Genomic DNA, 20,314 nt, shown 5'->3' on the forward strand with positions numbered 1-20,314 from the left:
CGGTCGTCAGCTTTCAGCCTCGACCCAGTTCAGTGTCATCCGCATGGCATGGCTGTGCCGGGCGTCGATCAGCCATTGTTCTTCACGGTAGCAGATCGAGCGCAGCAGGCTTTCGATGGCGAAGGAGGCGAAGAACCGCGGCGTGATTTGCTCGACCTCGATGGGGCCGAGCGGAAAAGCGACGATCGACGCCGCCTTGAGGTGGCTGTCGTTGGGACGTGGTTCTGAGGCGCGCAGCAGATTGAGCGTCTCTATGGCAATGGTTTTCTGACCGGGCATCGGGGCATTCTGCCGAAAAATCTTACGCTGCCAGCCAGTGCTTAATTTTTCGTGGAACCGGGCGTCGCGCGGCTCAGGCGGCCAGATGAAAATCAGAAATCTGTACGCGATTTCGGCCTGCCGCCTTGGCCTGGTAGAGCGCAGCATCTGCTCGGCTAAGCAATGCCTGCAGCGTTTCAGGCTCGGCTGACCGGATCGCGATTCCCACGCTGACCGTGGCGTGGATAACACCGGCGGAAGTCGGGAACGTCTTTGTCTCCAGCGTTGATCGGATGCGCTCGGCGACAGCGGCCGCTGCTTTTGGGCTCGACGCGGATAGGACAATGCAGAATTCCTCGCCGCCCAGACGCGCGGCAACATCTTCGGCGCGAATGTTCGAGAAGATGACTTCGGCAAAGGCCCGCAGCACGCGGTCGCCGGCGGCGTGGCCGAACTGATCGTTGATCGTTTTGAAGTGATCGAGATCCATCACCAGAATTGCAGTGTTGGATGCTGTCTCCGTTACCTTTTCGCCAAACAGCGCGCGCCGATTGAGCAGGCCGGTCAAAGGATCGGTCATGGCATCGGATTTATGCCGGTTCGACGTCCGGATCTGGTTGATCGTCAGTGACAGCGCACCGATCCCGGTCAGACCGACAATCACCATCAGTGAATTGAACTGCTCTGCCCAATTCATCGGTCGATCGGTCAGCACGAATTGCCCGGTACGCAAGAGTTCGGCACCGCAAGCCACGAACGATGCGGCCGTGACGAGATAGAGTAGCGCATTTGCGACCATCAGCAGCGGTGCTTCGGCACGCGCGTGCCAATATTGCGCAGCCGAGAGCGCAACGAGAAGGCCCGTGCCAAAATTCGCGGCCATCGTGCCGGTGCCGGTGTAACCAAGCGCAAAGCCGATGATCATCGGAACGAGCCCTGCAGTAGTGACGAGGGCGGCGCGGATCCAATGTGCCTGGTTCGAGCAGAATTGCGTGGTGCCCGCATAGATCACCCCGAAGCCGACAAGCAGCAATATGAATGCAGCGAGCTGTAGCCTCGAATCATATTGTTCGAAGCCTGCATAGATGATGACGGCAACGACCGTGGTCGCGAGACCGATCGACCAAGTCAGCAGATAGGTCTCGGATCGCGCGACGAGCCAGGTGGCGAGCAATGTGAGCGCGAGCGCCGCGCTCGAGAGTCCGATCGCTGCGAAGATGGAGGACTGATCTAGCAACATGATGTCCGAACGCGGTGTAATTTATTTGATGCGCAATAAGCAGCACCCACTTACCACCGATCGCGGTCGGGGCCACCCATTTTGTATGGTGAGCAAAGCGTTACCAGACCGATGGAAGGGATGTCCGGAGATCGTCGTAAGATCGTTTTTGTGCCGGAACGAGACGCAGCTACCGGCGTTTTCCTGCAGGGCGTTACAGAGGGTTGAACATGAAAAAGATTCTGGCGACGGCGGCAGCTGCACTGATGATCGCGAGTTTCACGGCGACGGCGGCGTCTGCAAAGAAAGTCCATCGTGGCTACAAGGCGCACCACGGATATTACGGGGCCTATGGCCAGATGCGGGGGCCGGCGATCTTTCGTGGTAATGCCGCGATGAGCGGCAATCACGGCAATTCTGCCTATGGCAGCAACTCGCTCGGCCATATCAAGGGCGGCAATATCGGGGGCGGCAAGTAGCGCGGCATTACATTGGGGAAGGCGAGATCGATCGTTTCAATGCGACCGATCTGGTTAACGTCTTTCTGATGGGTTGGTGGTAATTGGCTGTACCGCAACTTACAGTTCAGGTTTGTCATGCTCCCGGATGGCCGTTACTCGGCGTGGTTTCGTATTCCCGAAAAGGAAGGCATGGGGATTATCACGCTCGCTGATGGTCGATTGTCGGGCGGCGATACGGTGATTGCCTATAGCGGTTCCTATATCCAGAACGGCGATGCTTTCACGGCGACGATTGCGACCCGCCGGCATGCGGACGGCCAGCCAACGATCTTCGGCATCGACGAGGTCGAGATTGATCTGGTCGGGACATCCAAGACCACGACGGCGTCCTGCAGAGGTGTCGTCAAGCAACGGCCCGGTGTGCCGTTTGAGGTCGTGCTGGTGCGCATGGAAGGCTAGGCCTCCGGTCTATTCGCGCAACTCGTATTGATGTCGCAACAGCTGAACCATGTCCTGGACCCGCTGGCGCCAGGCACGCGCGTCAGGCACAGCGCCGGCGGCCGGCGTGATGCGCAACATGGCGTTCCATGGGCGCGTACCATAGACGACCACCTCGAAGCCGGCTGTCGGACAGCCATCGATACCCCTTAGCGCGCGCAGGATCACATCCGCGATTTCCGAGCGGTCAAGCGTGCGGGTGCTCTCGACCGCAAGTTGCGGCTCCAGCGATGCCGCCGGACTCTCCTCCGCGACGACCGGATCGAAACCGTCTCTGGTGTCCGCGTCTGGCTCAGTCCTGATCGGTTCGGGATCGCCTGGCCTCCTCATGAGTCGTTCGACCAGACCGAGCAGGCCTCGATCGCGTTCGGGCGTCTCTTTCACATCAACGGTCCAATATCAGCGGCGACGGGCGATTTCACATCCTCCGCGGGGTGTTGTCGATGGGCTTCACGGTCATTGCGGTGCACAAATGCGCTGCGGGTTGGCTTTGTCGCAAAAGTTTCATCCGCGGCCTATAGTGGGGCGTCACGCATTCCCCTCAGACTTCTATGCGCCGGCCTTAAAGCCTGCGTCAGGATGGAGACGATCGCCGTGAAACCGTTCCGCTTGGTATTTGCTCTGTCCGCGCTGGCGCTCGCCGCCCTATCGCAGCCCGCCCGTGCTGCGGATGTCATCTGCTACAACTGTCCGCCGGAATGGGCCGACTGGGCGTCGATGATCAAGGCGGTGAAGACCGACCTCAGCATCGAGATGCCGCATGACAACAAGAATTCCGGTCAGGCGCTGGCGCAGATCCTCGCCGAGAAGGCCAATCCGGTCGGCGACATCGGCTATTTCGGCGTCACCTTCGGTATGAAGGCCAAGGCGCAGGATGCACTCGAACCCTACAAGCCCGCTGGCTGGGATCAGGTCGATGCCGGCCTGAAGGACTCCGAAGGCTACTGGACCACGATCCATTCCGGCACGCTCGGTTTCTTCGTCAACAAGGATGCCCTCGCTGGCAAGCCGGTGCCGAAGTGCTGGAAGGATCTCGCCAAGCCCGACTACAAGGGCATGGTCGGCTATCTCGATCCGACCTCGGCCGCCGTCGGCTATGTCGGTGCTGTTGCGGTCAATCTCGCGCTCGGCGGCACCGACCAGAATTTCGATCCGGCCATCGCCTTCTTCAAGGAGCTGAAGAAGAACGACGCGATCGTGCCGAAGCAGACGTCTTATGCCCGCGTCGTCTCCGGCGAGATGCCGATCCTGCTGGACTATGATTTCAATGCCTATCGCGCCAAGTATTCCGAGAAGGGCAGTTTCGAATTCGTCATTCCCTGCGAAGGCTCGGTCGTGTTTCCCTATGTGGTCGGTCTCGTGAAGAACGCGCCGCACAAGGACAAGGCCAAGAAGGTCATGGACTATCTCCTGTCCGACAAGGGCCAGGCGATCTGGACCAATGCTTACCTCCGTCCGGCCCGCAAGATTGAACTGCCGGAAGCCGTGAAGGCCAAGTTCCTGCCGGACAGCGAATATGCCCGCGCCAAGAGCGTGGACTGGGGCAAGATGGAGCTGGCGCAGAAAGGCTTCAGCGACCGCTATCTCGCCGAAGTCCGTTGATGCACAATGGTGCCCCGGCGGGGGCAGGGGCACCATAATTTCATGTCGCATCGTAATTTCATCTGGATCTGCCTGCTGCCGCTCGTGGTGGTGACAGCAGCCTTCTTCCTCTTGCCGATGGCGCAATTGCTCGCCGTCGGTGCCGGTGGATCGCGCGGCGTGTCCGCCTATCTCGCGATCATCACCGAGCCGCGCTATCGCGCCACGCTGATCAATACGGTCGTACTCGCTGCGGCGACGACCGTCGCCACGCTGGTGATTGCCACCATCGCCGGCCTGTTCCTGCAGCGTCACCGCTTCCCCGGCCGCGCTGTGCTGATCGCGATGCTGACATTTCCACTGGCATTTCCCGGCGTCGTGGTCGGCTTTCTCATCATTCTCCTTGCAGGACGTCAGGGCCTGATCGGCGCCATCACCGCCGCGGTGACGGGTGAGAAAGTCGTGTTCGCTTATTCGATCTTCGGTCTGTTTCTCGGCTATCTCTATTTCTCGATTCCGCGCGTGATCCTCACGGTGATGGCCGCGGTGCAAAAGCTCGATATCGGGCTGGAGGAGGCGGCGCGTTCGCTCGGTGCGAGCCCGTGGGCGGTCCAGCGCGACGTGGTACTGCCGGCGCTCGGGCCGGCTTTCGTAGCCTCGGGCGCAATCGCCTTCGCGACGGCTATGGGTGCGTTCGGGACAGCCTTCACGCTTGCGACCGACATCGATGTGCTACCGATGCTAATCTATACCGAGTTCACATTGGCGGCGAATTTCGCGATCTCGGCGGCGCTGTCGATCGGACTCGGCGTGATCGCCTGGGCAATCCTCGCGCTGGCCCGCTCAATGAGCGGCGGCGCTGTCGCGGCAGCGGGGTAAGCCGATGCGCGATCGCCTCATCTTCGCTGGCCAGCTCGGATTTACACTGCTCGTTGCGGCGTTTCTCGTCGTGCCCGTTGTGTTGTCGATTTCCGCCGGCGTCACCGTCAATTACTTTCGCGGTATCCAGTCGGGCGTCACGCTGCAATGGGTGGTGCAGGTCTGGAACCTCTATGCCGGTGAAATCGGGCTGTCGTTCCTGATCGCCTTCGCGACCCTGGCGGTGACGCTGGTTGTCGGCGTGCCCGCGGCTTATGGACTACACGTGAAGGGCGGGAGGTTGTCGCGCGTGATCGAGGAGATCATCACGCTGCCGCTGGCGATTCCCGGCCTGGCTATCGCGCTGGCGCTGCTACTGACCTATGGCGGTTTCGGTGGCTTCCGGCAGTCGTGGCTGTTCATCCTCACAGGCCATGTGGTCTTCACCATGCCCTTCATGGTGCGCTCGGTGATGGCGGTGTTCGCTTCGGTGGACATCAAGACGCTGGACGAGGGGGCTGCCTCGCTCGGTGCGTCGCCATGGGCGCGGTTTTGCAATGTCATCGTTCCGAACGCCATGCCCGGCATTCTCGCCGGATCGCTGATGGTGGTGACGCTGTCGCTCGGCGAATTCAACCTGACCTGGATGCTGCACACGCCGCTCACCAAGACGCTGCCGGTCGGTCTCGCCGACAGCTACGCGTCGATGCGGCTCGAAGTGGCATCGGCCTACACACTGATTTTTTTCATCATGATTGTGCCTCTTCTGGTGGCGATGCAGATGTTTGCCGAGAAGGGCGAAAAGAAATGAGCGGGATTGCGGGCCACGGTGCGGCCGTTCATATCGAGAATTGCGGCAAGACCTTTCCGGATGGCACGCAGGCGCTGGCGCCGGCCTCGCTGGATATCGTGTCAGGCGAGACGCTGGTTCTGCTCGGCCCTTCCGGTTGCGGCAAGACCACCATGCTGCGGATCATCGCCGGGCTGGAGACACCCGATGTCGGCGGCCGCGTACTGTTCGACGAGACAGACATGACTGCGGTGCCGATCGAGCAGCGTCATGTCGGCATGGTGTTCCAGTCCTATGCGCTGTTTCCCAACATGACGGTGGCCGAGAACATTGGCTACGGGCTGAAGATTCGCGGCGTTGACAAGGCCGCGCGCGCGGCGCGTGTCGCCGAAATGGTGGCGCTGACCAATATCGGCGGGCTCGAAAACCGCCGTATCGATCAATTATCTGGCGGCCAGCGTCAGCGCGTAGCTTTGGCGCGGGCGGTGGCCGTGCGTCCACGCGTGCTGCTGCTAGATGAGCCGTTGACAGCGCTTGATGCGTCGCTGCGCGACCGGCTGCGCAGTGAACTCAACAACCTGCTGCGCTCGCTCGGGATCACCGCGATCTATGTGACTCACGATCAGGCCGAAGCGATGGAACTCGGCGACCGTATCGTTGTCATGCGCAAGGGCGCCATCGCGCAGATCGGCACGCCGCGCGAGATCTACTTTGCTCCCCAGAATCGTTTCGTCGCCGAATTCGTCGGTGCGGCCAATATCGTCGAGGGGCCGGTGAGCGGCGGTCGGCTGACGCTGCCCGGTGGCTGGCTGGCGCTCGATGCCGCCGCCGACAACGCTGCGGCAGTGGCGATGATCCGGCCGGAGACCATCGGAATTGTCGCCGAGGCGGACGCCTTCCTGCGCGGCATGGTCGAAAGCGTCGCCTTTATCGGTGATCGCCAGCGCCTCGTGGTGACGGGTGCGGCGAACAAGCCGTTGACGGTGGACGCGCCGAACACCATCAATGTGCGTGCAGGGGAGCGCGTCGGCCTGTCGGTCACGCCTCAAGCGGTTCGCGTGTTGCCGAAAGAAGACTGATGTTGAAGCCTAAGCCCACCATCATCGCGCAGATCTCCGATCTGCATATCAAGGCGCCGGGCGAGCTGGCCTATGGCAAGGTCGACACGGCCAAGGCGCTGGAGCGCTGTGTGGCCGAGCTGAACGCACTCGATCCGCGGCCCGATCTCGTCGTCATCTCCGGCGATCTCGTGGATACGCCGACGCCCGGCGAATACGAGTATCTGTGGCGACTGCTGGCGCCGCTCAAGATCCCGTTCATCGGTGTTCCCGGCAATCACGACGCCCGCGACATGATGCGCGCGGCATTTCCCGATTGGGCCTATGCCAAGTCGTCGGGCCCGCTCGATCAGGCGCGGACGGTTGGCCCGCTCGATATCATCCTGCTGGACTCGCATGTTTCGGGCAAGCCGCACGGCACGCTGGAAGCGGCAACGCTGGAGTGGCTGGATGCCACGCTGGCATCATCGCGCGAGCGGCCGGCATTGTTGTTCCTGCATCATCCGCCGTTCCGCACGGGCATCACCCATATGGACGTGCAGGACCTGTTCAACGCGGATGAGCTCGCTGCCATCGTCCGCAGGCATCCGCGCGTGCGCATCGTCGCCGCCGGCCACGTCCATCGCGCGACACTGACGACATTCGCCGGGACGGTTGCGACCATTTGCCCGGCGCCGAACCATGCGGTCGATCTCGACATCGCCGAATTGCGTCCGCCGTCCTTCCGTGTCGAGCCGCCGGCTTTCCACCTGCATGTCTGGTTTCCGGATGGCGAGGAGGGCGGCCATCTGGTCACGCATCAGGTGCCGATCGGCGACTTCGACGGCCCGCATCCGTTCTTCGGCGCGGATGGGAAGTTGCTCTGAGCTAGACCAGCGCGTTGGCCGCGATCAGGCTGCGATAGAATTCGGCTGACAGCTTCGGCGTTCGTTTCTGCGTCGCGAAGTCGACGTGATACAGCCCGAAGCGTTTTTCATAGCCATCCGACCACTCGAAATTATCCATCAGGCTCCAGTGGAAATACCCCCTTACGGGGATGCCTTCCGACGTCGCGCGCTGCAGATGCGTGAGATAGTTCCTGAGATACATGACGCGGTCGAGGTCGTGGATCTTGCCGTCACCGGCCGGCCGGTCGGCGGCCGATGTACCGTTCTCGCTGATATAGATCTGCTTGACGTTCCAGACCTTGGCGACATTGCGGGGCGCCCAATACAGCGCCTCCGGCCCGATCCGCAGCCAGTCCGAATCCATGCGCGGGAACGAGGTCGGGAACGGCACCAGTGCGAAGCCGTTTTGATCCCCACTCGCTACCACATAATATTGCGGCATGTAGACGTTGAGACCGACGAAATCGACGGGGGAAGAAATGATCTTCAGTTCTTCGGCGGTGAAGCTCGGCGCATTCTTGCCGGCATAGGCCAGGAATGCATCGGTATATCTGCCTTCGAGAATGACGGTCATGTAGCCGCCATTCATCTCGCGCGTTGCGATTTCGGCTGCGCGGATATTGGCAGGCGTCTCAATGGCCGGGACGCAGGATGCGACATTCTCGGCGAGGCCAACCCTGGTGTCCGTACGCCCATTGGCGCGGATCGCCTGCACGGCCATGCCGTGGCCCAGTGCGACGTGATGGCGAACCTGGTTGAGCTGCGACTGTGGCAGCTTGAGGCCGGGCGCGAGCTCCACCGGGCCGTGGCCGTAGCCGAAATCCACGAAGGTGCCGCATTCATTGATGGTGAAGATGTTTTTGACGCGGTCGGTGATGCGCTGTGCGACATGGGCGGCATAATCACCAAACGCCTTCGATGTATCTGGCGACGCCCAGCCGCCCACGCGGTCCTGCAGCGCCTGTGGCAGATCCCAGTGATACAGCGTGGCGTATGGCTCGATGCCATTGGCCAATAGCTCGTCGATGAGGCGGTTGTAGAAATCCAGCCCTTGCGGATTGGGCGTGCCCACGCCGGTCGGAAATACGCGCGACCATGACATGGAGAAGCGATAGGCCTTGGCGCCCAACGCCTTCATTAGCTGGATGTCTTCCTTGTAGCGACGGAAATGATCCACCGCGTGGTCGCCGTTGCCGCCGCCACGGATCTTGTTCGGCGTGTGCGAATAGCTATCCCAGATTGAGGGGCCGCGGCCTTCGGCCGAGACGGCGCCCTCGATCTGATAGGCCGACGTTGCGGTGCCCCAGACGAAATCCGCCGGAAAACGCCGGTCGTTGGGAAGCGCCGCCGGTGTGACCGAGACTGTTTGAGCCCCGGCCTGCGCAGTCGGGACGGCGAGGCCGGCGGCGAGCGCGCCGGCCGCTCCGGCAAAATCGCGGCGCGTGAAACGATGGGACACCGGTACTCCCTGCTATCTGCAGATGTGACGATCAATCGTCATGCGGTTCATGATAGTTCTCTGCGCCGCCTTTCCAATAGCCAGACGCCTTGACCCACACCTTGGGATGCTGGCGCTCGTCGACGAGAATCCTGCGGAGGCGCTTGGCGACTTCGGATTCCGCGGCGATGAAGGCGTAGCCGTCGCCAACGGGAAGTTTGAGGCTGCGCAGGGCATCTTCCATCAGGGTGGTCGAACCGGCGCTCTGCTGGCCACGATGCAACCAGTTGATGGTGACGGAGGCCTTGGATGCGAAGATCTGCTCCTCGGCAGCATCGGCGACTTCCGCGATCACGATGGCCCGTGTGGCAGGACGCAGTTCTTCAAGTCGGCGGCCGATGGCGGGCAGGGCAGTTTCGTCGCCGATCAGCAGGTACCAGTCGAAGTCGTCCGGCACCACGAACGAGCCGCGCGGGCCGCCGATACCGACTTTATCGCCTGGCTTGGCTTGGGTGGCCCAGGTCGTGGCAGGCCCCGCATCATGAATGGCGAAATCGATGTCGAGCTCTTTCGCGGCTTCGTCATAGCGCCGCGGCGTGTAGTCCCGCGCGATTGGCCGCGCGCTCTCATCGACCAGCACGCGGCCTTCGCTGAAGGCGGGCATCAGGGGCTCGGCTTCGCCGGGGCGCGGGAAGAACACCTTGACGTGGTTGTCATAGGACGCGCTGACGAAGCCATCGAGGTCGTCACCAGTGAGGGTGATGCGCTTCATATGCGGCGTCACCGGCGTCACGCGCTTGACGGTCAGCAGACGGCGTTTCAACTCGTGACGAACGCGCGTGATGCGATGACGATCGTTGGAAATGGTGTCTGAAGATGTGTCGGTCATGTGGATTCCCGGGGAATCCAGATCGGCCTGTTTGACACGATGTCGCGCAGGTCGAGCCTGGATCAGGTTCGATCGGCGCGTTGGTTCACGTTAACGCTTACGTGCGGCCTCGCCGAGACAGCAATCACGGCAGAGGTAGCGAAACGTCCTTTTACGTGCAAGCCCGGGATTGTCGCACGTGCTGCACGATGGCGTGAGGCCGGAAGCCTTCTAAACTGGGTGACGTCACCGCATGGACATTGCAGCCTTTCCGGGGGAGAACCGTTTCCGGATGTGGCGGCATGCCCCTGAATCATTGGACGAGATCGACGTAATGAGCACTGAAGCAAAGTCTCCCACGCGCGTGGCCATTGTTGGCCTTGGCCCGATCGGCCGCAAGGTAGCCGAAGCCCTGGACCGCGGTATCGACGGTCTGGTTCTGGCGGCGGTCGCCGTGCAGAATCCGGAGAAGCATCAGGCGTTCCTGTCCGGTCTCGGCAAGGCGCCGCCGGTGCTGCCGATCGCGGATCTCGTGGATGTCGCCGATATCGTGATCGAATGTGCGCCCGCGGCGTTGCTGCCTGAGATCGTCAAGCCGTTCGTCAGCAAGGGCAAGACCGCGATCGTGCTGAGCGCTGGAGCGCTGTTGTTCAATGAGGATCTCGTCGCGCTGGCCAAGCAGAACGGCGGTCAGATCGTGGTGCCGACCGGGGCGCTGATCGGCCTCGACGCGGTGACGGCTGCAGCCGAGGGCAAGATCAACTCGGTCCGCATGGTAACGCGCAAGCCGGTGAAGGGTCTCGCCGGCGCGCCCTATATCGTCGAGAACAAGATCGACATCGAGAACATCACCGAACCCCTAAAGATTTTCGAGGGCACGGCGCGCGAAGCCGCCAAGGGCTTTCCCGCCAATCTCAATGTCGCCGTCGCGCTATCGCTCGCAGGCGCGGGGCCTGATGCCACGACGCTGGAAATCTGGGCCGATCCGGCGCTGACCCGCAACGTCCATCGTGTCGAGGTGAATTCGGATTCCGCGCGGTTCTCGATGCAGATCGAAAACATCCCGTCAGAGAACCCGAAGACCGGCCGCATCACCGCGCTGTCGGTGATTGCCTATCTGCGCAAGCAGCGCGCGGCGCTGCGCGTCGGAACGTAAGGCCTACTTGCTGCTCTCGGCTTGATGCGCAGGGGCTATCTGCTGCGCAGTCTCGATTCCCTGGGTCCGGGCGATCCTGGCAAGCTCGCAGCCCTCGCAGTAGCGGCGATCCTTGTAGTCGATCCAGTTATGGGCGAAGACGCGCTCATTCGGAATGTCGTAGCGGGCCTGCAACACGCGGACGAGTACGCGCCAGGCTGCGATCTGCGCGTCAGTCGGCGGCTTGCGGACATTGGGGTAGTTGCCGACGAACTCGACCCCGATCGATGAGTCATTGTCGATCTGCTGATAGGTCCCGCTGTTGTCGATATACTTGTTGTCGTTGCGGTTGCCGCGGTTGAGATGGTTCGGCACCGCCCATTCGGGCGTCGACCAGTAAACCGTGCCGTCGGTCTCGATCCAGATGGCGACGCCGCGACGATCGGGTTTCTGCATCTGCGCGACCGCGTTACGCCAGGCGGAGCCGACCGCGCCTTCCGACTGATGGACGACGATGTTGCGCCATTCACGGGCGTGGCGGAGATCCGTCCATGGCCTTAGCCAGACCATGTTGAGACCGGGAATGTCGGGGGTGCCGCGGGAGCGGGCGGCGATCTCGAAGTTTGACAGCGTCTGGGCGGTCGCCGGTGTGGCGATCGCGCACAAAGCCAGCAATACCCCGACGATCCGATCTCTCATGTCCCTCGTTTCCGAAGGCGTCTCATAACGCCTCCGGAAAGCGTAACCGAGCCGCGCTGGGAGTCAAATCCGCGGCTCGGTATGATCGTCGCGCCAGGGCAGCCTGCGCGCGTAGGTTGCGCTCAGTTGAAGTATTCGGGCAGGGTGAAGCCGGCGTAGAACTTGTCGTTGCGGATCGCGGTCTTGAACGTGTCCGATTGATAGGCCGCAACGATGTCCTTCGCCCATGGCGCCTCGGCATTGCCCCGGCGGACAGCCACGACATTGGTGTAGGGCTTGGTCATTTTTTCCAGCGCGAAGGCCTCGGTCAGCTTCAGCCCGCTATAGATCGCGAAATTGCCCTGTACGGCGGCGAAGTCGGCATCGCCAAGGGCGCGCGGCGCCTGCGCATTCTCCAGCGGCACGATCTTGATGCCCTTTGGATTCTTGATCACGTCGAGCTCGGTGACATCGACGGGGTTGTTGTCCTTGATCTCGATCCAGCCGAGATCGCGCAGGATCCACAGCGCGCGCTGCAGATTCACGGGATCATTGGGCACCACCACGGTGGCGCCGGCCTTCACGGCATCGGATGTCTTGTGCTTGGTCGAATAGAGACCCATCGGCGGCGTCGGCACCGTGATGATGCCAGTGAGATCGGTCTTCTGGCGCTGGTTATAGCTGTCGAGGAACACCGTATGCTGCATCACATTGGCGTCGATGTCGTTCTTGAACACTGCGGTGTTGGCTTCCAGGCCCGTCGAGAACTCATAATATTTGACGGTGTAGCCCTTCTTTTTCAGCTCGGGCTCGACGCCCTTCTTGAAGCCGTCGATATAGGGGCCGGGCACGAAACCGACCTTGAGTTCGGGTTTGGTGGCGGACTGCGCATTGGCATGCTCGCCAAAGGAGACGAGGGCGAGCATCGCGGCGGCGATGACGGAGAGGACGGTCTTCATTGTCGTTGTCTTTCAGGGAATGTCAGAATGGGATTACTTCGGCGCCCAGATCTTCACGTCGCTGGCATCGACCTTCACGGGGATCAGCTTTTCGTTGAAGAAGGCGTCGGCGATGATCTGCTGCTCGGACAGGCCGGCCTTGGTGACGGCGCCGACCTTGTAGGAGCGGTGGCTGTTGGCTTCCTCGACAGTGGCGGCGTCGATGCCCCATAGGCTTGAGAGGAGCTTGGCGGCTTCCTTCGGCTCGGCCTTGGCCCATTTGCCGGTTTCATCGAGCTTCTTGAAAATGACGTTCAGGACATCGCCGCGCTTGTCGGCATAGGCGGCCGACGACAGGTAGTAGCGCTTGTAGCTGGCAAGGCCGTTGCTGCCATCGGCCAGCACGCGGGCGTTGGACTGGCGCTGTGCGCTGGTGAGGAACGGGTCCCATGCCACCCAGGCATCGACATTGCCGCCGACAAAGGCGATGCGCCCGTCGGCCGGCGGCAGATAGGCTGGCTGGATGTCCTTGAAGGTGAGGCCGGCCTTGCTCAGCGCAGCGAGCAGCAGGAAGTGGCTGCCGGCACCCTTGGTCACCGCGACCTTCTTGCCCTTGAGATCGGCGACCGTCTTGAGCGGCGATTCCGCCGGCACCACAATCGCCTGCGCGGCAGGCGAGGCGGCTTCCTCGGCGATGTAAGCGAGCTTGGCGCCGGCCGCCTGCGCGAACAGCGGCACGGTGTCGGCGACGTCGGCGCCGAAGTCGACATTGTTGGTGTTGATGGCTTCGAGCAGCGGCAGGCCGCTGGTGAATTCATGCCAGCTGATCTTCACGCCGAGCGGCGCGAGCGCCTTCTCCAATTCGCCATTGGTCTTCAGCACGGCGATAAGCGTCGACGACTTCTGATAGCCGATGCGCACCGTGTCCGGTGTCTGCGCGCAAGCGAAGGAGACCGACAGCATGGAGGCCACGGCGGCCAGTTGCAGCGCCCGGGTGCGCCGGAACACGAAGCGTTCGATGAAGCGGGCGATGTGGATCGGAAGCATGTTGGCACTGCTTTGCTGATGATGTTTCGTGAGCAGCAAAGGTGCGAGAGCGGCGCGTTTCCGTCAATGAAATGGCCAACTGTAGTTCCGGGCGCGGCGATGCAGGCATGCTGCGATGGCCTTGTTGTGCAGCGGAAACGTTCTCTGCATGCCTTCCGGGTGGCTCCGGAAGAGCAGGTTATTTCCCCGCGGCGGAGATGAAGCTGCTCCGGGAGCCGACGTCAGGATTGCAAAACTTGCAGACTGCCCGCGACCTTTGAAAGCACAATCTTCGCAATCGCGCGTAGCGTTTGACCATCACGCCCTTGCATCCCCCGGGCGCAAATGGAGCAACAGCGCATGTCCTATTCCCGACGATCTGTGGTCGCAGGTCTCTCCGCAGCACTGTTGCTGTCAGCGGGGCTGATCGCATCGCCAGCCGCGGCGCAGGAGTTGAAGGAAATCCGCATCGGCTTCCAGAAGGCCGGCATCTTCCCGGCGGTGAAGCAGCGCGCGACGCTGGAGAAGGTGTTCAAGGAAAAGGGCATCAGCGTCCGATGGGTCGAATTCCAGTTCGGGCCGCCGATCCTTGAAGCCATCAATACCGGCAATGTCGACTTCGGCTATGCCGGCGACGCGCCGCCGATCTTCGCGCAGGCTGCGCGTGCCAATCTCGTCTATATCGCCGCCATCCCGTCGCGCGGCTACAATCAGGGCATCGTCGTTCCCGAGAATTCGCCGATCAAGACGCTCGCCGATCTCAAAGGCAAGAAGGTCGGCTTTGGCAAGGGATCGAGCGCGCATAACACGATCATCGCCGCGCTGGAGAAGGCCGGACTGACCTATGCGGATATCACGCCGGTCTATCTCGGCCCCGCCGACGCGGTGGCGGCATTCGCCGGTGGCAATATCGACGCGTGGTCGATCTGGGATCCGTATCTGGCGCTCGCCGAGGGCAAACAGGCGCGGGTGATTGCCTTCTCCAAGGATGTGCAGGATTCCATTTCGTTCTTCCTCGCCAACAAGGATTTCACCACCAGGCATCCGGACATCGTCGCGCTGTTCAACAAGACCTTTGCCGATGAAGGAAAGTGGGCCGAAGCCAATCGCGCCGAGGTTGCGACGCGGCTGCAGGAGGCGACCGGTGTCGACAAGGCGGCGACCACGCGGGCCGTCGAGCGGTCGAACTACACGGTGGTGCCGATCAATGACCGGATCATTGCCACCCAGCAGGAAACGGCGGATCGTTTCCACAAGCTCGGCCTGATCCCCAAGGCGATCAATGTGAAGGACATCGTCTGGACCTGGACTCCGGGCTCCTGAGCTCCCGAAAACTCGCCGGGAGACGATTAGCGCTGTCACCAGCCGTCTCCCGGCACTCTTTTACTCCCGCAGGCCATTGAAACCGCTGGATTTTCCTCATTTGTGCAGTGCGGTTGAAATAATGCCCGAAATCAGTAGGTTGCAGCCACGGCGCCCGCGACACGCAGGCCGGCCCCGTGCTTCACAACTGCGCAGAAACGTCATTCAATGAACGCTCCCCTGTCCAAGCCGACCGGAGCGCCCGTGCCAGTTCTCGATCCGCAAGATCCTGGCCAACAAGGGCGTGCCATCATCTCCTTCGATGGCGTCAGCAAGATCTTCCCGTCGCGGAAGGATTCCGCCGAGGTGAAGGCGGTCGACGCTATCGACCTCGTGGTGCCCGAAGGCGCCATTGTCGGCGTGATCGGCAAGAGCGGCGCCGGCAAGTCGACGCTCATCCGCCTGATCAACGGGCTCGAGCAGCCGACCCATGGCAAGGTCACCGTCGACGGCCTCGACATCGGATCGCTGGACGAGAAGGCGTTGCGTCAGGCGCGCCGCTCCATCGGCATGATCTTCCAGCATTTCAACCTGCTGTCGTCGCGCACCGCCTTCGACAATATCGCGCTGCCGCTGGAAATCGCCGGCACGCCGCGGAAAGACATCAAGGGAATCGTCGAGCCGCTGCTCGACATGGTCGGCCTTGCCGACAAGCGCGACCGTTATCCCGCCGAACTCTCCGGCGGACAGAAGCAGCGCGTCGGCATCGCTCGTGCGCTGGCCACCAAACCGAAAGTGCTGCTGTCGGACGAGGCGACCTCGGCGCTCGATCCGGAGACCACGGCGCAGATCATCGCGCTGCTCAAGCAGATCAATGCCGATCTCAATCTCACCATCCTCTTCATCACCCATGAAATGTCCGTGGTGAAGAAGCTCGCCCAGCGCGTCGCTGTGATGGAAGGCGGGCAGATCATCGAGCAGGGCACCACCTACGAGATCTTCTCGAAGCCGACCCACGCCACGACCAAGCGCTTCGTCGGCGAAGTCACCGGCGGCAATGTGCCGGAATGGCTGCAGGCCAAGCTGCTTGCGGACTATGCGCCCGGCCGTCAGGCGGTGATCCGCATCGCTTTCACCGGCGCCGATGCGGACGAGCCGGTGCTGTCCAGGCTGACGCGCACCTATGGCGTGGACTTCAACATCATGCATGGGCAGATCGAATATGTCGCCGACCATCCGTTCGGCACGCTGATCGCATCCGTCGCCGCAGACCCGGAGCTGCAGGCGAAGCTGATCGCCGATCTCACCGCGACCCGCAACACCGTGGAGCATCTCGGCTATGTCGCCTGAACTGATCAACATGATCCTGTGGTCGACGCTGGACACGCTCACCATGGTCGCGCTGGCTGGCATTTTCGGCACGTTGGCCGGTCTGCCGCTAGGCATCTTTCTGGCGACGAGCCGCGCGGGTGAGCTGTTCCCGGCGCCGAACGTCAATCGGCTGCTTGGCCTCGTCGTCAATGCCACGCGCTCGACGCCGTTCATCATTCTCGTCGTTGCCATCGTGCCGCTGACGCGCCTGATCGCTGGCACCTCGATCGGCACCAGTGCTGCCGTGGTGCCGCTAACCATTGCCGCGACGCCGTTCATCGCCAGGGTCATCGAAGGCGCCATCCGCGAAGTCGATCAGGGCCTGGTCGAAGCCGCGCGTGCCTTTGGCGCGAGCCCGCTGCAGATCGTCTGGAAGGTCTTGTTGCCTGAAGCGATGCCGGCGGTGACGCTGGCGCTCACGCTCGCGACCGTCAGCCTGATCGGCTATTCGGCCATGGTCGGCGCCGTCGGCGGCGGCGGCCTCGGCGATCTCGGCATCCGCTACGGCTATCAGCGTTTCATGCCGGAAGTCATGGCGACCGTCGTCGCCGTGCTGATCTGTCTCGTGCAGGGCGTGCAGAGCCTTGGCGACTTCATCTCGCGCCGCCTCGACAAGCGCACGCGACATTCCTGAGTGGTCACCCGCATCAGCGGGCCCGTTCATACTCGTTACTCACAATGGAAAACACCATGTCTCTTCGTCGCTATCTTCTCTCCATCCTCGCTTTCGCCGCGCTCACCGGTGCTGCGTCAGCCGAGACCATCAAGGTCGGCGTGACACCCGGTCCGCATGCGCAGGTGCTGGAAGCTGCCAAGGCCGTCGCCGCCAAGAAGGGCCTCGACATCCAGATCATCGAATTCTCCGACTATGTGGTGCCGAATGCGGCGCTGGAAGCCGGCGACCTGCAGGCCAATTCGTTCCAGCATCAGCCCTATCTCGACAACCAGGTGGCCGATCGCAAATACAAGATCGTTGCGGTGGGCAACACCATCAACTTCCCGATGGGCATCTATTCGAAGAAGGTGAAGACCTGGGACGAGATCAAGACCGGCGCAACGCTGGCGATCCCGAACGATCCGACCAATGGCGGCCGCGTGCTGATCCTGCTGCGCGACAAGGGCATCATCAAGCTGAAAGACGGCGTCGGCTTCAAGCCGACCTTGCTCGACATCACCGACAATCCGAAGAAGCTGAAGATCACCGAAGTCGATGCCGCGCAGCTGCCGCGCACGCTGCCTGACGTCGACGTCGCAGGGATCAACACCAATTACGCCACCCAGGCCGGCCTCGATCCCGTGAAGGACGCGATCCTGCGCGAGGACCCGAAGGGTCCTTACGCCAACATCATCGCCGTGCGTGCCGTGGACAAGGACAAGCCCTGGGTGAAGACGCTGGTGGAAAGCTATCAGTCGCCCGAGGTGAAGGCGTTCATCGACGAGAAGTTCAAGGGCTCGGTGCTCGCGACCTGGTAAGGTCCTTCTTTTCCCTCCCCCTTGCGGGGAGGGTGGCCGGCCGCTTGGCCGGTCGGGTGGGGGTGCCACAAGCGGCGCCCTCACGTGGGGCAACCCCCACCCCGGCCTCCGCTTCGCTCGGCCGACCCTTCCCGCCTAGCGAAGCTTCGCTTCGCGCGGGGGGAGGGATATTTCTGGCGCCGTCGCGCCATCGCATCTCCAAAATTTCAAAGAGCCACGCGCTCGCATTCTCGCGGCGCCAATGGCGTCCGAGTTTTGCGCATTCCTTCCCACCCTCAATCGAGAGGGCGTGCGGAACGCCGGGTGCCCGTTGCACCCTTGGGCCTGATGCGATGCGGTCTTCCGCAATTGTGAGTGCATCAGGACTTTCGGAGGCGCCGAGCAAGTGCCCGGCGTTCCGCCTGCGGTGTTTTTTCGGTTGCCTGCACATCTGCCTTGGCGAACGGCCCCATCACCAAAATTAGTGTCCCAGGGCGGAGGGACAGGGTAGCCTCAAGCACTTAAGCCGGACGCGTTTCGATTTGGTCGTCCGTCACACTGTCCAGGGGTCTGTCCATCCGAAGGTCGGCCGTGTCCTTGCCAGTGGCAGTGCTGGCGCAGATCCGTCCTGCCCGAAGACAGACGTTCCCCATGAACCGCGTAACGCCGCATCTCCGGCGTCCACCGCATCCAGCCCCGCGAACGTGACGATCGCGCTCGCCCCTCTCACCGAGGCCGGACGATAGGGAATATAATCAATATAGGGATACTGTCAACGTGATATAGGAAAAAATGTGTGAGCGCTGTCTTGCCCGCGCCACACTCGTCATTCCGGGGCGGGAGGAGGCGCCGAAGGCGGCGTATCGCGAACCCGGAATCTCGGCCTGTTCTGCGCTGAACATGTCGGGATTCCGGGTTCGCGTCCGGCAAGTGCCGGCCGCGCCCCGGAATGACGAGAAAGGCGGCCCGGCATCCACGGCTGGCCTTCAGCCTCAAACCCCATGTCCTCGCGCCATCCCTTTGAAATCAAACCGCAATCCGCCGGTCGCAGCGGGCAGGGGATGCGACCTCACATGAGGTTGAGACCCGCCGCGTGACGTGTTACCTGATGCCGCGCGCGGGTATAGCTCAATGGTAGAGCAGCAGCCTTCCAAGCTGAATACGAGGGTTCGATTCCCTCTACCCGCTCCAGTGGCGTGCCTTCCTAAAATTTGGGTGCGTCAGAGGCGCACTGCCGCCGCGCCGTGCAGAACGGTACAACAATCGTCTCCCTTGCTTGCTCGTACTCATACGAAATGGTGGCAGTGATCACTGCATACTAGGTGAGATTGGACTCGTTCGTAGCGGATGAGATGTGGGGGCGCCAAAAATGCGCCCTTGGGTTCGTGTTGTGGTGTTCTGGACTACCGCAAACGCCAACGTGCCTTCGTGGTGTCTCATATTAGCGGAAAGCGCCCGACTCCCATTGAGAACAATGATGAACGAAAAAAAGCGCCACCACTTTGTCCCTGTTAGCTATCTGAAGGGCTTTTGTGATCCGAGCGAAAAAATCAGAGCTTTTCTGAAGGATTCTCCACTTAACGACAAAATCCATTTGAAACCGGATGAGATTGGTTTTGAGAATTACTATTACTCTCAACCTTTGTCGGACGGTGGTCGCAACAACAATGCAATCGAGGATGCATTCGGAAAATTCGAGACTGGCTGGCCTGCGCTCGTGGCGCGTCTTTCAGCGAACTCTATAGCTTCCGAAGACCTCTTGGAATTGCTCACCTTTGTTTTAATGATGCGCGTTCGAGTGCCTGCGGCTCGTGATATGGTTGAGCTGTCGCTAGCTGAATCTGTCAAAGCGACAACACGTGCTTTGGACCGTGCGGGACGCTTGCCAGCGCCCCCCAAGGAGTTTCCTGATCTCCTAAACATGCTTGAAGTGTCGATTGATCCTCACCGTTCGATTTTGGCGATGACTGATCTTGCGAAGGGAGTTGGCCGAGTGATCGACGCATTGAGCTACCAAATTTTACATAATGCGACCGATGATCAATTCTTAACTAGTGACTCTCCGGTTTGTTACTTTGATCCGTTGATACCGGAAGCGGTTCGACAGCCCTATACAGTTTTTCCGCCAAATGGTCCGATTGAGTTGATCTTCCCAATAAGCGCAAAGCTCCTGCTGCGTGGTTACACTAGGTTTGGCTCACGCGAATTCAATCACACTATTGTCGGTCGGCCAGACGAGATTCATCACTATAATTCGGTCGTCGCCAAATTTGGATATCGGATGATCTTGTCCGGAGCAGATTCTCACTTCGCGCTATTCTCCAATCATCACGAGATTTCGCCAGTTCTAAAAACCTCAATTCATAGAAGCGAGCGAGGAGAAATGCTTCTGTTTGAGCATGTATTCGGCCCGCGGCCGCGCAAACCAAAATGGAAGGGTTGACCGAATCTCATTGGCCGTGGGCATACAGTTGCCGTCCGCTCCCATCCGGTCAA

Annotated in this window: 21 protein-coding genes and 1 tRNA gene; 14 read left to right on the plus strand and 8 right to left on the minus strand. The window is 61.4% G+C overall.

What is annotated here, in order from left to right; genetic code table 11:
- Positions 1–6: 6 nt before the first annotated feature.
- Both AB8A23_RS16620 and AB8A23_RS16625 read right to left on the minus strand, forming a co-directional pair.
- Positions 7–426 (minus strand): hypothetical protein, encoded by a 420-nt coding sequence (locus tag AB8A23_RS16620; protein WP_439066040.1) that lies wholly within the window; start codon positions 424–426, stop codon positions 7–9.
- A complete protein-coding gene (locus AB8A23_RS16625) occupies positions 353–1,498 on the minus strand; it encodes a GGDEF domain-containing protein (RefSeq protein WP_184517961.1) in 1,146 nt (381 codons plus the stop codon). The genes AB8A23_RS16620 and AB8A23_RS16625 overlap by 74 nt, the downstream gene beginning before the upstream one ends.
- A gap of 209 nt (positions 1,499–1,707) precedes the next feature.
- Here AB8A23_RS16625 and AB8A23_RS16630 point away from each other — a divergent pair, with 209 nt between their 5' ends.
- Positions 1,708–1,956: a hypothetical protein gene (locus tag AB8A23_RS16630; protein ID WP_089264761.1), complete on the plus strand. Its 249-nt coding sequence runs from the start codon at positions 1,708–1,710 to the stop codon at positions 1,954–1,956.
- Between the two features lie 171 nt (positions 1,957–2,127).
- Positions 2,128–2,397 (plus strand): hypothetical protein, encoded by a 270-nt coding sequence (locus tag AB8A23_RS16635; protein WP_231080251.1) that lies wholly within the window; start codon positions 2,128–2,130, stop codon positions 2,395–2,397.
- Positions 2,398–2,406: 9 nt separating this feature from the next.
- On the opposite strand, the gene AB8A23_RS16640 is transcribed toward AB8A23_RS16635, so the two are convergent.
- Complete coding sequence (locus AB8A23_RS16640; RefSeq protein ID WP_439058897.1) at positions 2,407–2,820, minus strand: hypothetical protein; 414 nt, start codon at positions 2,818–2,820, stop codon at positions 2,407–2,409.
- 210 nt (positions 2,821–3,030) lie between these two features.
- On the opposite strand from AB8A23_RS16640, the gene AB8A23_RS16645 reads away from it, so the two are divergent.
- Genes AB8A23_RS16645 through AB8A23_RS16665 form a run of 5 tightly spaced genes read left to right on the plus strand, consistent with a single transcriptional unit; the run spans position 3,031 to position 7,589 of the window.
- Entirely contained in the window at positions 3,031–4,038 is a 1,008-nt protein-coding gene (locus AB8A23_RS16645; RefSeq protein WP_089265637.1) for an ABC transporter substrate-binding protein, read from the plus strand.
- 42 nt (positions 4,039–4,080) lie between these two features.
- Entirely contained in the window at positions 4,081–4,896 is an 816-nt protein-coding gene (locus AB8A23_RS16650; RefSeq protein ID WP_439058896.1) for an ABC transporter permease, read from the plus strand.
- Positions 4,897–4,900: 4 nt separating this feature from the next.
- Positions 4,901–5,686 (plus strand): ABC transporter permease, encoded by a 786-nt coding sequence (locus AB8A23_RS16655; protein WP_089264757.1) that lies wholly within the window; start codon positions 4,901–4,903, stop codon positions 5,684–5,686.
- A complete protein-coding gene (locus AB8A23_RS16660) occupies positions 5,683–6,744 on the plus strand; it encodes an ABC transporter ATP-binding protein (protein ID WP_089264756.1) in 1,062 nt (353 codons plus the stop codon). The genes AB8A23_RS16655 and AB8A23_RS16660 overlap by 4 nt, the downstream gene beginning before the upstream one ends.
- The gene (locus AB8A23_RS16665) at positions 6,744–7,589 is read left to right on the plus strand and encodes a phosphodiesterase (RefSeq protein WP_439058895.1); all 846 of its coding nucleotides are present in this window, start codon (positions 6,744–6,746) and stop codon (positions 7,587–7,589) included. The genes AB8A23_RS16660 and AB8A23_RS16665 overlap by 1 nt, the downstream gene beginning before the upstream one ends.
- A gap of 1 nt (position 7,590) precedes the next feature.
- Here the strand turns inward: AB8A23_RS16665 and AB8A23_RS16670 are convergent, their stop codons facing one another.
- On the minus strand, positions 7,591–9,069 hold the full coding sequence (locus AB8A23_RS16670; RefSeq protein ID WP_089264755.1) for a GH1 family beta-glucosidase: 1,479 nt from the start codon (positions 9,067–9,069) through the stop codon (positions 7,591–7,593).
- 31 nt (positions 9,070–9,100) lie between these two features.
- On the minus strand, positions 9,101–9,937 hold the full coding sequence (locus AB8A23_RS16675; protein WP_439058893.1) for a siderophore-interacting protein: 837 nt from the start codon (positions 9,935–9,937) through the stop codon (positions 9,101–9,103).
- 313 nt (positions 9,938–10,250) lie between these two features.
- On the opposite strand from AB8A23_RS16675, the gene AB8A23_RS16680 reads away from it, so the two are divergent.
- Positions 10,251–11,072, plus strand: a complete 822-nt coding sequence (locus AB8A23_RS16680; protein WP_439058891.1) for an aspartate dehydrogenase — start codon at positions 10,251–10,253, stop codon at positions 11,070–11,072.
- Positions 11,073–11,075: 3 nt separating this feature from the next.
- Here the strand turns inward: AB8A23_RS16680 and AB8A23_RS16685 are convergent, their stop codons facing one another.
- The 3 genes from AB8A23_RS16685 to AB8A23_RS16695 all read right to left on the minus strand — a co-directional run bounded on the left by AB8A23_RS16685 (position 11,076) and on the right by AB8A23_RS16695 (position 13,630).
- Positions 11,076–11,750 (minus strand): peptidoglycan recognition protein family protein, encoded by a 675-nt coding sequence (locus tag AB8A23_RS16685; protein ID WP_093762138.1) that lies wholly within the window; start codon positions 11,748–11,750, stop codon positions 11,076–11,078.
- 122 nt (positions 11,751–11,872) lie between these two features.
- Positions 11,873–12,655 (minus strand): MetQ/NlpA family ABC transporter substrate-binding protein, encoded by a 783-nt coding sequence (locus AB8A23_RS16690; RefSeq protein ID WP_439060507.1) that lies wholly within the window; start codon positions 12,653–12,655, stop codon positions 11,873–11,875.
- Positions 12,656–12,721: 66 nt separating this feature from the next.
- On the minus strand, positions 12,722–13,630 hold the full coding sequence (locus AB8A23_RS16695; RefSeq protein WP_089265635.1) for an aliphatic sulfonate ABC transporter substrate-binding protein: 909 nt from the start codon (positions 13,628–13,630) through the stop codon (positions 12,722–12,724).
- 423 nt (positions 13,631–14,053) lie between these two features.
- Here AB8A23_RS16695 and AB8A23_RS16700 point away from each other — a divergent pair, with 423 nt between their 5' ends.
- From AB8A23_RS16700 to AB8A23_RS16725, 6 genes are all read left to right on the plus strand, one after another.
- Positions 14,054–15,016 carry an aliphatic sulfonate ABC transporter substrate-binding protein gene (locus tag AB8A23_RS16700; protein ID WP_439058890.1) on the plus strand — a complete coding sequence of 321 codons (963 nt, stop codon included), beginning with the start codon at positions 14,054–14,056 and terminating at the stop codon, positions 15,014–15,016.
- Between the two features lie 207 nt (positions 15,017–15,223).
- Positions 15,224–16,345 carry a methionine ABC transporter ATP-binding protein gene (locus AB8A23_RS16705; protein WP_439058888.1) on the plus strand — a complete coding sequence of 374 codons (1,122 nt, stop codon included), beginning with the start codon at positions 15,224–15,226 and terminating at the stop codon, positions 16,343–16,345.
- Positions 16,335–17,000, plus strand: coding sequence for a methionine ABC transporter permease (locus AB8A23_RS16710; RefSeq protein WP_068732062.1), 666 nt, complete (start codon positions 16,335–16,337; stop codon positions 16,998–17,000). The genes AB8A23_RS16705 and AB8A23_RS16710 overlap by 11 nt, the downstream gene beginning before the upstream one ends.
- Positions 17,001–17,044: 44 nt before the next feature.
- Positions 17,045–17,839 carry a MetQ/NlpA family ABC transporter substrate-binding protein gene (locus tag AB8A23_RS16715; RefSeq protein WP_439058885.1) on the plus strand — a complete coding sequence of 265 codons (795 nt, stop codon included), beginning with the start codon at positions 17,045–17,047 and terminating at the stop codon, positions 17,837–17,839.
- Between the two features lie 1,096 nt (positions 17,840–18,935).
- Positions 18,936–19,009, plus strand: a tRNA-Gly gene (locus AB8A23_RS16720).
- Positions 19,010–19,295: 286 nt separating this feature from the next.
- Positions 19,296–20,261, plus strand: a complete 966-nt coding sequence (locus AB8A23_RS16725) for a DUF4238 domain-containing protein (RefSeq protein WP_439058884.1) — start codon at positions 19,296–19,298, stop codon at positions 20,259–20,261.
- The last annotated feature ends 53 nt before the right edge of the window (positions 20,262–20,314 follow it).

It is taken from the genome of Tardiphaga sp. 619_E2_N8_4, from assembly GCF_051810905.1.
Taxonomy (GTDB): domain Bacteria; phylum Pseudomonadota; class Alphaproteobacteria; order Rhizobiales; family Xanthobacteraceae; genus Tardiphaga; species Tardiphaga robiniae.

Coding starts and splice junctions, on each gene's coding strand:
- AB8A23_RS16620 (WP_439066040.1), bottom strand. CDS start 426: ATGCTGCGCTCTACCAGGCCAAGGCGGCAGGCCGAAATCGCGTACAGA.
- AB8A23_RS16625 (WP_184517961.1), bottom strand. CDS start 1,498: ATGTTGCTAGATCAGTCCTCCATCTTCGCAGCGATCGGACTCTCGAGC.
- AB8A23_RS16630 (WP_089264761.1), top strand. CDS start 1,708: ATGAAAAAGATTCTGGCGACGGCGGCAGCTGCACTGATGATCGCGAGT.
- AB8A23_RS16635 (WP_231080251.1), top strand. CDS start 2,128: ATGGGGATTATCACGCTCGCTGATGGTCGATTGTCGGGCGGCGATACG.
- AB8A23_RS16650 (WP_439058896.1), top strand. CDS start 4,081: ATGTCGCATCGTAATTTCATCTGGATCTGCCTGCTGCCGCTCGTGGTG.
- AB8A23_RS16655 (WP_089264757.1), top strand. CDS start 4,901: ATGCGCGATCGCCTCATCTTCGCTGGCCAGCTCGGATTTACACTGCTC.
- AB8A23_RS16660 (WP_089264756.1), top strand. CDS start 5,683: ATGAGCGGGATTGCGGGCCACGGTGCGGCCGTTCATATCGAGAATTGC.
- AB8A23_RS16665 (WP_439058895.1), top strand. CDS start 6,744: ATGTTGAAGCCTAAGCCCACCATCATCGCGCAGATCTCCGATCTGCAT.
- AB8A23_RS16675 (WP_439058893.1), bottom strand. CDS start 9,937: ATGACCGACACATCTTCAGACACCATTTCCAACGATCGTCATCGCATC.
- AB8A23_RS16680 (WP_439058891.1), top strand. CDS start 10,251: ATGAGCACTGAAGCAAAGTCTCCCACGCGCGTGGCCATTGTTGGCCTT.
- AB8A23_RS16685 (WP_093762138.1), bottom strand. CDS start 11,750: ATGAGAGATCGGATCGTCGGGGTATTGCTGGCTTTGTGCGCGATCGCC.
- AB8A23_RS16690 (WP_439060507.1), bottom strand. CDS start 12,655: ATGCTCGCCCTCGTCTCCTTTGGCGAGCATGCCAATGCGCAGTCCGCC.
- AB8A23_RS16695 (WP_089265635.1), bottom strand. CDS start 13,630: ATGCTGTCGGTCTCCTTCGCTTGCGCGCAGACACCGGACACGGTGCGC.
- AB8A23_RS16700 (WP_439058890.1), top strand. CDS start 14,054: ATGTCCTATTCCCGACGATCTGTGGTCGCAGGTCTCTCCGCAGCACTG.
- AB8A23_RS16705 (WP_439058888.1), top strand. CDS start 15,224: ATGAACGCTCCCCTGTCCAAGCCGACCGGAGCGCCCGTGCCAGTTCTC.
- AB8A23_RS16710 (WP_068732062.1), top strand. CDS start 16,335: ATGTCGCCTGAACTGATCAACATGATCCTGTGGTCGACGCTGGACACG.
- AB8A23_RS16715 (WP_439058885.1), top strand. CDS start 17,045: ATGGAAAACACCATGTCTCTTCGTCGCTATCTTCTCTCCATCCTCGCT.
- AB8A23_RS16725 (WP_439058884.1), top strand. CDS start 19,296: ATGAACGAAAAAAAGCGCCACCACTTTGTCCCTGTTAGCTATCTGAAG.